Raw genomic sequence first — 11,303 nt, forward strand, 5'->3', positions numbered from 1 at the left:
ATCACAATTTCAGTGCGTCTGTCAATTACTCTCTGTTCTCAGGCGACAACTATGAGCTGAACACCAATCAGTTTTCAGACAGCCAGTGGAATGGAATTGCAGCCAAAACTGAAGACAGGGCAACCTCTGAAGTCAATGGGAACACTTTACGCTTTAAAGCGGATTATGTCAGGCCTTTTTCTTCAGATATCAAAATCGAAACAGGGGTGCAGGCAAGAATGTTCGATGGAAATTCAGTCTATAAATACGAAAACAAGGATACGCTCAGCGGCAACTGGTTCGAAAATACCGAACGAAGGAATGATGTGGAGTTTTTCAACAATATTTTTTCTGCCTATGTTACTTTCAGCGACAAAATGTTTGGTTTTGAATACATGGCAGGCATACGGGCAGAATACAATGACAGAAAAATCGTTCAGCATATTCTGAATCGTGAATATCCTTATGAAAAGCTTGATTTTTTCCCTTCCTTTCATATATCAAAGCAACTGGTGCATGATCAGCAGATATTAGCCAGTTACAGCCGAAAAACAGAGCGTCCTGATGAAATGAGTTTAGACCCGTTTCCACGTTATATGGATAAGAATACCATCAGAATCGGCAATCCTGCACTTCGTCCTGAATTTGTCAATTCCTTTGAGCTGGCTTACCAGAAAAGATTCAACGGAACTTTCTTTTCCGCAGAAGCCTATTATCGCGAAACTTATGATAAAATCTCAAGAACCCATTATCTCACCGACAGCAATGTAATGGTCATGATTCCTCAGAATATTAACAGGGATTATGCTGCCGGACTTGAATTGATGGGAACTTTTGATATTAAAAAGTTTATTACCATCAATGCCAGCACTAATTTATACCAGTATCATCTGGAAGGAAATATTGAGGAGCAGGATGTTGTTAAGGATAATTTTACATGGAATGCAAGGCTGACCGCTTCATTTCGTTTCCCATGGGGTATGCGTGTTCAACTGATGACCTCTTACAGGGCAAAAGATGTTACCATTAACGGTACGCAGCTGGCTAACCTGAATTCGAGTATTGGTATCCGACAGGATTTCTTTAAACGCAAGTTGTCGGCAGCTATTCAAATCAGGGATTTTCTTGGAAATTCCAGATTCGGATTTACTTCTCAGGGGCAAAATTATACGATCTACACCCGATTCGACAGGGCATGGCCGGTGGTAAGCGGAACACTTACCTACACCTTTAATAACTACAAAAGACGACAAGACAGACAGGAAGAAATGGACATGAACCAGATGGATATGTTCTGATTGTAAGAAGGTGGAAACGTTATTGTGTCAGTAATATCTTATTGTAATAAAGTCTTTCATTTCCACTTAAGCGGACAATTAAAACCTGAGGCCTGATTCCTGAAAGGTTAATCTCCAGATTATTATCCTCCTGCAAAACAGGTTTTGAATCAATCAGATGGCCATTGATGTCGAAAATTTCAGCCTTTTCGAAAAGAGCTTCCTTACTTCTGATTATCAGATTTCTTCCTTTTAAAAACGATACAACAGAAGAATTCTCATCATTGACAGAAGCCTGATAACCTTTATATTGCGGGAAATATGCCCTGCGTATCAATGTCGAATCCAGTATAAATGGATTATATTTCCCTTCCTGTTTGGATGCAATAAAGTTATTACGCCAGCGCTCTTCGTCATCAACCGGGTCCTGATAATGCCACTGATAAAAGGTTTGCAACTGTTTACTGAAAAAAACTCCGTCTGACTGACTTTTATACATGGTATAAAAATAAATCATGGCTCGTGCCACATTGCCTTTATGGTCTTCACGTGGCTCAAACCAGTTTCCGTTATCAATTTCACTGTATTCGTCAATTTTAACAGTTGGTATTACACTCAGTTTATTGCCCAGTCTGTACCAGTAAACGGTTTTATCATCAGGAATATCGGCAAAAGGCAGATTTCCCCTCGCATTGTTGACATCTTCGCGGGTGGGGAAAATGTGGTGCATATCGCTTTTGGCATTACCTTCAGCTCCAAGACTTTGCGGCCATGTATGCTCACAGTTGATTCCTTTATTGTATGCATCTGTTCTCGGATGAGCCGATGCAGGGCTGATATAGACGGCAAAACCGGTGTAAACACAACGAAGGCTGTCGTGATTGTGTTTGGCTACTGCTCCCCAGAGTGCGTCACGGGCTTCATCATACGATAAAACAGTGTTGGTTTTATATTGACCGACAAGCAGGCTCAACAGTTCCTGTCCTTTTTTATCCGGAAATATATCCTGCTGTATCTGAGCAATTAACTGAATGGGGACAATTACCATCAGAGATAAATACAGGAGTTTGTATTTCAGAAAGTTGAATGTTCTGCTGCAATTCTTTATTTTCATCATTTTTTCCTGTTTTCTGGCTTTTCAGGTTTATCAGATTTTACCTTTTTCCTGACACTTTGCTGGTCTTTCAGGATTTTTGAAACCACTGAATAAGGACCTGAAATAATTTCATCTCCTTCTTTCAACCCTTCTGTGATTTCAATATAGTAATCATCCTGAATGCCGATTTTTACTGGTTTCATGACTGCTTTTCCATTTTGGTACAGAAAAACCACTTCTGTTTTGCTTTTACTTTCCTGTTCCTCACTCTGTTCAGCCGTTTCTTTGTGTTTCCTGAATTCCTTCCCTTCAGGATTTAATGAGCGGGTGGTTACTGCCAGAATAGGAATACTCAACACATTTTCAGCCTTTTTGGTGTAAATATCCACCAGAACAGACATTCCCGGTCTGAAAGGTGTTTTGATCAGGCTGTTTTCTTTTATCAGATGTTTATAGGAATCTTCCAGCAACAAAACTTTGATTTCAAAAGTGGTGATTTGCTCGCTAAGGCCTTGCTGGTCTTTGCTCGAATTGGCAATTTCAGTTACTATACCTTTAAATTTTTCATTTCTGAAAGCATCCACTTCGATGGTGGCTGAATCGCCAGGGTTAACTCTGACAATATCATTTTCATTGACTTCGAGCACAGCAACCATTTTGTTCAGGTCGGCTATCCGCATGATGACTGTTCCCTGCATTTGTGCCGTACCGACTACCCTTTCTCCCAACTGATTGTTCAGTCGGGTAATGATTCCATCTATAGGTGAATAAATGGAAGTCTTGTTCAGGCTTTCTGCTGCTTTTCGTTTACGTGCTTCCGAACTTACTACGTTGTATTTTGCCGTTTGAACGCCTTGCTGTGCCGATTCATATTGTGCCCTGGCACTTAAATACTCACTCTCTACCCGTTCAAATTCCGTATCGCTTACTGCCTTTTTTTCTTTCAAAATCAGATAACGTTCATAAAGGGTTTTGGCCTTCTCAAACAGTGCTTTTGCCTGTTGGAGATTGGCTTTTGCATTTTCAAGTCCTGCCAGTGAGCTGTTGTAGGCGGCTGTATATTCTTCCAGCATCGAACGGTATTCGTCAGGCTTGATTCTGACAAGTAATTCTCCCTTTTTAACGCGATCCCCTTCTTTAAAAGGCAGTTCAATGATTTCTCCGCTGACATCGGCAGAGATAGATATTTCTTTTTCCGGCCGGAGCTTCCCGCTTGCCGTTATCAGTTCGCTGATGCTTCTTTTTTCTACTTTGGCTGTCTCAACATTTATCTCGTTTTTGTTTCCAATAACTCCACTTACATTCAGGATAATCAGTAGCACGATAAGACCTGCCAGCCCGATCATCAGATACATCAGGTTTTTGTTTTTACTTTTCTTGAAATGTCTTTTTTCAATGGCCATAATATTTGTTTTTATAAGCTTATGTCTATTCCTCTGTAATAATCAAACACTTTCATTCTGTAAACACATTCATATTTTGCCCCCAGCAGGGTGTTTTCGGCTCTTGTCAGGCCGTTGCGGGCGCTCTGCCATTCATAATAACTGATGACCCCTTCCTGATACATGACCGAAGATTGCTCAAACAGGAGTTTTTGTGCTTCCTGACTTTTAACAGCCGACTCATATTTGTTGATGGCGTTTTTCAGGTTAAACCAGGCTTCATATATGTTGTTTTTGGCTTTAACCTCAGACTCTCTGTAATTGAGTTCAGCATTACGGATGTTGAGGCGGGCGGCCTGTGTATTTCCATAAGTGTTCAGGTTATTGAAAAGCGGAATGGATAACCCAAAGGTAAAATACTGTCCGAAATTATTATCCAACTGCTCTGAAAAAGGTGTTATTTGTCCCGTCAATGGATTCTTTAAGCTTGAGTAGCGTGTAGTCAGGTTCCCCTGAAGTGAAAGGGAGGGATACATCAATCCTTTTGCTGCCTTGTAGGCATATTGGGCACTTTCCAGTTCTGCTTTTGCCTGCTTCATTTGAGGCAATTCCGAAACATATTGATTGATAATTGATTCAATATCAATGTTTTCATAATTCCCGAGCGACATCATGTCCACTGCATATTTGCTGATGGAAAGAGGTTTTTTCATGTCCCAGTTCAGGAGCTGTTTCAGGTCGAGATAAGATTGTTCGAGCTTGTTTTGTACCTCCACAAGGTTGTATTCATTGTTGGCCAGCTCAGCATTCAGTTCAAGTTCTTTGGCTTTTGTTTCCTGTCCGACTTCGACCAGAATTTTTGTTTTCTCAAGCATACTTTTGGTCAGCTTTATCTGCTCTTCCATAAAGGCGACATTCTCGAGGTTCATCAAAATAGCCAGATAAGCGGCTGCGGTTTGAAGGGCTATCTGGTCTTTCATGTTCTGGTTGCTGTGAATATTGGCTTCGAGGGCATATTGATTGGCTTTCACTGTATTAATTTTTGAAAACCCCTGAAAAAGAGTAACTTCACTGTTAAGCTGGAAATAATTTGAATTGATTTTTTCCCTGACATATTCATAGGTGGTGTAATCGAGCGAATTTCCAAAACTATAGCCCTGGCTGGCGTAGGCATTCAGGTTAGGGAGTAGCGATGCTTTGCTTTTCTGAAGGTTTAATCCGCTTTTCTCGGTATTGAGCCCTGCTTTCCTGACCGCGATGTTTTGTTCGAGTGCTATTTCTATGCATTTTTTCAGGTCTAAAGTTTCCTGAGCCTGAAGATGAAAGCTGACCATCAGCATGAAAACCAAGGTAACCCATCTGAAAATCCTTGTCTGTATCATCATTTAACCGATTAAATGTTTATTGACGAAATGTTCAAAATTATACACATTACTGATTTATCAGAAATTTTATTAATCACGTATTCTTTTTCTTTCTTTTTCAGGCAAGATTTCTTTTATGCAAAATTCAGACGAAGAAAGACATTATTTTGATACAGCTTAATATTTTTGTATCGTTTAGTGTTACAAGTAATTCATGAAAATAAGCGGTAATCTGAAAAAATTAATATCCTTATTCATTTTGGGTATTTTTCTCCTGCCGCTGATTGTTAAACTGGAGCATCATCACGAACAATTTATTTGCAAAGCAAAGAATGAAAAGCACTTTCATTCCTATCATGAGACATGTCCTGTCTGTAAATTTGAATTTTCTGCTTTCAGAAACGATTATTCTGCTAACCTTTTTGATAAATCACTGCCTTTAACTGATGCTTATTACAATCATTACAAAGAAAAGTATTTTTACGAAAAAAATCATTCTTCTCTTTCAAGGGCTCCCCCTTTGTTAACGTAACTGATTCATTTCATCGCTTTTTTTCAGTTTTCGTTAACAATCATTAAATTTAATTTTATGAAAAAGATTTTATTGTCAATAGTTTTGATTAGCATTGTTAATTTAGTAATAGCACAGCATAAAATATCAGGAAAAATAACAGACGAATACCGGCTGCCATTGGCAGGAGTCAGTGTTTTCCTTCCGGAATTAAATAAAGGGACAGTTTCGGATAAAAATGGCAATTACCTTCTATCCGGACTTCCGGAAAGTTATCTTAAAATCCGTTTTTCATACATGGGATATGCTACCAGAATTGAAAATGTAAAAATCAGCGGAGAAAACACAGAATTAAATGTCGTTTTAACAGAAACAGCCATTGAAGCACCTGAAATTGTTGTTTCCGGAGGATATCAGGCATCACAACATGAAAATGCCATTAAAATTGAACTTCTGAAATTAAACGAACTCCAGTCGTTGAAAAGTTCAGATTTTATGGAAATTGTCAGCAAGGTAGCGGGTGTTGATATGATATCAAAAGGTCCTGGTGTTTCAAAACCTGTCATCAGGGGTTTATCAATGGATAATATTCTTGTCCTGAATAATGGAGTTCGTTTTGAAAACTACCAGTATTCGAGTCATCATCCGCTTGGGATTGAGGAGTATGGAATTGAAGATGTTGAAATAATCAAAGGGCCGTCTTCATTATTGTACGGAAGTGATGCCATAGGAGGGGTCATCAACTTCATCAGAGAAAAACCTGCACCTGTGGGTTATATCAGCGGTGATTATCATTTGCAGTTGTTTTCGAATACAATGGGAATGACCAATAATTTTGGTATAAAAGGTTCTTCCGAAAAATTGTTTGCCGGCATTCGTATCGGACAAAAAACCAATGCTGATTTTCTTCAGGGAGGCGGACTTTTTGTCCCAAATTCCAGATTCAATGAAAAGACCATCAGAATGAATGCAGGTTTTACCGGTAAATCGGGAGTCTGTAAAATATTTTATGACTACAGCAACCATAAATTAGGTCTTGTCGAAGAAGAAGCTATCGGTGAAATAATCAACAGAGGACGGAAAAATGAGATATTTTATCAGGAATTTAATACCCATCTGCTTTCTTCCCAAAATAACCTTTATCTTGGGAAATATAAACTTGATGTCAATGCAGCTTTTCAGAACACAGAGTTAATCCATTTTGCTGAAAAGGATGAATATGAAATTCAAATGAAACTTTCCACGCTCACCTATGAGGCAAAGCTATTTTTCCCTTCTGATGAAAAATCGAAATATATAATTGGTTTTCAGGGACTAACCCAGAAAAACACCAACCTGAACAACAGAGAAACTATTTTGCTGCCTGATGCTTTCATCAGCAGTTTTTCATTCTTTGGATTGATTCAGAAATCAATTTTTAATAATCTGTCGGTGCAGTCAGGTATCAGGTATGATGTAAAAAACATTACCTCGCAATCGGTCGGTATACCCAATGATACAATGGTTTTCAGAGAGGCTCTTGACAAAACATTCATCAGCCTCAATGGCTCTGTCGGAGTAGTTTATACCCTTTCACATCATTTTTTGATTCGGGCAAATATTTCAAGTGCTTACCGGACACCCAATCTGGCTGAGCTAACTTCAAAAGGCGAGCATGAGCTCAGGTTTGAAATCGGAGACAATAGTTTGAAACCTGAAAAAGCAGTTGAATCTGACATAAGCTTTCATTATCATCTGGAGAACCTGACATTCGATCTGGCTGGCTTTTACAATTCTGTCAACAATTTCATTTTTATCACACCTACAGGAGATACTACTGCTTCCGGTATCAGCATTTACCGGTATAAACAAGCAAATTCATTTATTTATGGGGGAGAAACAGGTTTGCATTTTCATCCGAATTCTTTCAGGTGGCTTCATTTTGAAACCACGTTTTCTTATCTTGTCGGGAAGCAAAAAAACGGAGATTTCCTTCCTTTTATTCCTGCTAATCAATTGAATATGGAGGTCAGCGTTGAAAAAGAAGAAATATTTTTTCTGGAAAAAGTGTTTGCTTCGGTCAGTGCTCATATAGCATTTGAGCAAAATCACCCTGCAACTGATGAAAGTGCAACATCAGGCTATAGTCTTTTCGACCTTGCGACAGGTGGAACATTTAGAGTTGGCAATCAGGAGGTTATATGGAATGCAGGCGTTTCAAATTTGCTGGATACGCCTTATATCAGTCATCTGTCGATATTGAAAGAAACTGATTTTCTTGATCCGGGACGTAATATTTATTTCAGCATTAAATTGCCATTTAACTTTTTGAAAAGTTCGCAAAAACGCCAATGAAGAGTCTTAGCTGTTCAATTTACGGAGAATACATAATAAAGGGAAGCAGGAGTAAAAGGTATGAAAAAAATGGCATAATTTTGCAGGAAATATGAGGATATATGGATTTACGTAACCCCAAACTGCCTTCATTTACCCGTTTGCCGGGATATAGCCAGTTTGAATACCGTCCGCGTTACAGCAAGCCTGAAAACAGCGAAGAACATGTTCAGGAAAAAAGAATCAGTTTCAGAAAAGGAGGGAAGAAACATTACAGCTCAATAAAAGGACAATTTACCAAACATAACTTTGACATCAGAAAAAGGGCAAGCCGTCAGTCATTTCTGCTTAGGCTGCTGATACTTGGCTTATTGCTGCTGTTCATTTACTATCTGAGTACAAAATAAAGGGCATGACAGACGACCTCATACAGCTTTTACCCGAATCGGTAGCCAATCAGATAGCGGCAGGTGAAGTGGTACAACGCCCTGCTTCTGTGGTGAAAGAATTGCTCGAAAATGCTATCGATGCGGGTGCTTCCACCATCAGGCTGGTGATAAAAGAATCGGGGAAAAGTCTGATTCAGGTAACAGATGATGGCTGCGGGATGTCGGAGCGTGATGCAAGGATGTGTTTTGAGCGTCATGCCACCAGTAAAATCAGGAAAGCTGATGATTTATTCAGTATAAAAACCATGGGTTTCCGGGGGGAAGCACTTCCTTCAATAGCCTCGGTTTCTTCAGTCGAACTAAGGACAAAAAGGCAGGAAGATCACACCGGAACTCTTGTGGTCATTGAAGGAGGAGAGCTTTTACGTCATGAACCCTGCTCTTGTGTTAACGGGACAACCATTACCGTCAAAAACCTCTTTTATAATATTCCCGTCAGGAAAAATTTTCTGAAATCCAATCAGGTAGAGTATCGTAATATTGTGGATGAGTTTTACCGCGTAGCTCTTCCCTATCCTGAAATACGATTTATTTTTACTGCTGAAAAAACGGAAGTTTACCATCTCATCAAAAGCTCGTTAAAGAACAGGATTATTTCGCTGTTTGGGAAAAAGTATGAAAGCTTACTGATATCTGTTGAGGAAAAAACCCCCCTGGTAAGTATCAGGGGATTTGCAGGGAAACCTGAAGCTGCCAAAAAATCGAGAGGCGAGCAATTTATCTTTGTCAATGGCCGCTTTATCAGGAATTCTTTTTTTAATCATGCCGTACAAAGTGCTTATGAAGGCTTGATTTTGGCCGATTCTTTTCCCTTTTTCGTCCTGTTTCTTGAAATTGACCCGCAGCGGGTGGATGTCAATGTTCATCCCACCAAAACAGAGGTTAAATTTCAGGATGAAAGAGATATTTACCAGATTTTAAAAGCAACGGTGAAAAAGTCGCTGGGGCAGGTACACTTGTCACCCCGCCTCGATTTTGAACATGAAGCATTTCTGAACAACCTTAAAAAAATTGAAACAGAAAAAACGAATGAAGAGTTGCGTCTGGGTGTAAAAGTTGGTAAACCGGCTGATTTTGAAGCACATAAGCCTGTCAGCATTCCCGGATTGTCGAAACCCAATAAAAGCGACTGGCAGAAACTGTATGAAGTGCTTCAGCAGTCTGAAAAATCGGAAAAACAAAGCACCGAAAAACAGGAACAGCTCCGGTTTCCGGAAGAAGAGCCTGAAAATATTGATGCAGCTGATATTCCGGAAAATAAATTCATTCAGTTACACAACAAATACATTTTTACCCCCATCCACAGTGGTTTTATTCTCATCCATCAGCAACATGCCCACCAGCGGATTCTGTATGAAGAAGTATTGAAAAGGCTTAAAAATGCAAATATTCAGAGTCAGAAACAACTTTTTCCGGAAATAGTAGAGTTTAATGAAAATGATTTTCAGCTATTTACCGAATTACGTCCTGAGCTGGAAAAAATGGGTTTTATATTTGAATCAGCAGGAAAAAGGGCAGTACTGGTGAGCGGAATCCCGGCAGGAGTTCAGGCGGGTAATATTCAGAACTATTTTCACTCGGTCATAGAGGAATATAAAAACAGCCTGCATCAGGAAGGTAAAGAGCTTGCGGAAAGTCTGGCTGCTGCCGTAGCCGTGAAATCCGGCATTCGAACAGGCGAAATTCTCAGCAAAGAAGCCATGAGCCTTTTGGTTGACCAGCTGTTTGCCTGTGAAAATCCTTATTATTCTCCCAAAGGGAAACCCATTTTTATTAAAGTTGATAAAAGCGAACTGGATAAAAAATTTGATTAAATTGAACCCGAAACTTAAATACTGGATTCTCGCTGCCCGTCCCCATACCCTGACACTTGGTTTGGCCTGTGCCTTAACAGGGAATCTTGCTGCCATGAACACGGTGAATATTGATAAAAAAATCACCTTCTTTTCCGTTTTAACAACGCTTTTATTGCAAACACTGTCCAATTTTGCCAATGATTTCGGTGATTACAAACATGGAGCTGACAATGAATTCAGAATAGGACCTCAGAGGGCTTTGCAATCTGGCGTTATCTCAGGTGAGGAAATGCTGACGGCCATACGTCTGACAGCTCTTGCCGCACTTGCCTCCGGACTGATGCTGCTTTCTTACAGCCTGAAAAATATCGGACTGACAGGAATGTTTATTTTGCTCTCTATCGGTTTATTAGCTATCTGGGCAGCCTATGCCTATACGGCTGCGAAAAAACCTTACGGGTATAAAGGCTGGGGAGATATTTTTGTTTTCATTTTTTTTGGTTTGGTTACTGTTGAGGGTATTTATTTTTTGCAAAGCGGAAAGATTCATCTTATCAGTATTTTGCCAGCCATTGCCATGGGATTTTTCAGCACTGCAGTTCTTAACCTAAACAATATCAGAGATATAGATAATGACCGGCAGGCAGGGAAGATTACGGTGGCAGTCAGATTGGGGAAAAACGGCTCGGCATGGTATCATTTTTTTCTTACTTCCACAGCAAGCCTGCTGCTGGTGGTTTATTTTTCCTTTGTGTTCACTCATCCATTACAGTATCTTGCCTTCCTTCCTGTATTTGCCATCATGGCCTCTGCCTATCAGGTTTTTTATCATGATAAGGCTGAAACACTTTATCCTGTATTGAAAAGTTTTTCCTTGCTGGTTCTGGTCTTTACTATCTGTCTTTGGATGGCTTTAATAATGGGTTAATAGTATGAAAAACAAGTGTATTTTACTGGTATTGTTGCTTTCGGGGATGCTCATTTTTTCATCATGTTGTAAAAAAACAGCCCCGCAACAGGAAAAATCTCAGGGGGTATGGGATAAAAACTATCTGGACACAACCGATTTTAATATTGTTACTTCCGTGAATGGTTTTGGGTTCAACCTGTATGCCCGTTTAAATCCGGACGAAAAT

At 39.6% G+C, this 11,303-nt stretch carries 9 protein-coding genes; 6 read left to right on the forward strand and 3 right to left on the reverse strand.

Going from position 1 to position 11,303, the window contains the following annotated elements:
• Positions 1-1,277, forward strand: a 1,277-nt coding sequence (locus tag GX437_04620) for a TonB-dependent receptor (protein ID NLJ06937.1), incomplete at its 5' end; no start/stop codon positions are given.
• A 19-nt stretch (positions 1,278-1,296) separates the two neighbouring features.
• On the opposite strand, the gene GX437_04625 is transcribed toward GX437_04620, so the two are convergent.
• Genes GX437_04625 through GX437_04635 form a run of 3 tightly spaced genes read right to left on the reverse strand, consistent with a single transcriptional unit; the run spans position 1,297 to position 5,119 of the window.
• A complete protein-coding gene (locus GX437_04625) occupies positions 1,297-2,373 on the reverse strand; it encodes a hypothetical protein (GenBank protein ID NLJ06938.1) in 1,077 nt (358 codons plus the stop codon).
• Positions 2,370-3,755, reverse strand: a complete 1,386-nt coding sequence (locus GX437_04630; protein ID NLJ06939.1) for an efflux RND transporter periplasmic adaptor subunit — start codon at positions 3,753-3,755, stop codon at positions 2,370-2,372. The genes GX437_04625 and GX437_04630 overlap by 4 nt, the downstream gene beginning before the upstream one ends.
• Before the next feature lie 11 nt (positions 3,756-3,766).
• The gene (locus GX437_04635) at positions 3,767-5,119 is read right to left on the reverse strand and encodes a TolC family protein (protein NLJ06940.1); all 1,353 of its coding nucleotides are present in this window, start codon (positions 5,117-5,119) and stop codon (positions 3,767-3,769) included.
• A 568-nt stretch (positions 5,120-5,687) separates the two neighbouring features.
• Here GX437_04635 and GX437_04640 point away from each other — a divergent pair.
• From GX437_04640 to GX437_04660, 5 genes are all read left to right on the forward strand, one after another.
• On the forward strand, positions 5,688-7,943 hold the full coding sequence (locus GX437_04640) for a TonB-dependent receptor (GenBank protein NLJ06941.1): 2,256 nt from the start codon (positions 5,688-5,690) through the stop codon (positions 7,941-7,943).
• A gap of 101 nt (positions 7,944-8,044) precedes the next feature.
• Complete coding sequence (locus GX437_04645) at positions 8,045-8,329, forward strand: hypothetical protein (GenBank protein NLJ06942.1); 285 nt, start codon at positions 8,045-8,047, stop codon at positions 8,327-8,329.
• A gap of 5 nt (positions 8,330-8,334) precedes the next feature.
• On the forward strand, positions 8,335-10,185 hold the full coding sequence (gene mutL, locus GX437_04650; protein NLJ06943.1) for a DNA mismatch repair endonuclease MutL: 1,851 nt from the start codon (positions 8,335-8,337) through the stop codon (positions 10,183-10,185).
• A 1-nt stretch (position 10,186) separates the two neighbouring features.
• Positions 10,187-11,095: a 1,4-dihydroxy-2-naphthoate octaprenyltransferase gene (gene menA, locus GX437_04655; protein ID NLJ06944.1), complete on the forward strand. Its 909-nt coding sequence runs from the start codon at positions 10,187-10,189 to the stop codon at positions 11,093-11,095.
• Between the two features lie 4 nt (positions 11,096-11,099).
• The coding region (locus GX437_04660; protein ID NLJ06945.1) for a hypothetical protein at positions 11,100-11,303 on the forward strand (204 nt) is incomplete at its 3' end.

The sequence above is a fragment of the Sphingobacteriales bacterium genome, from assembly GCA_012517435.1.
Taxonomy (GTDB): domain Bacteria; phylum Bacteroidota; class Bacteroidia; order CAILMK01; family JAAYUY01; genus JAAYUY01.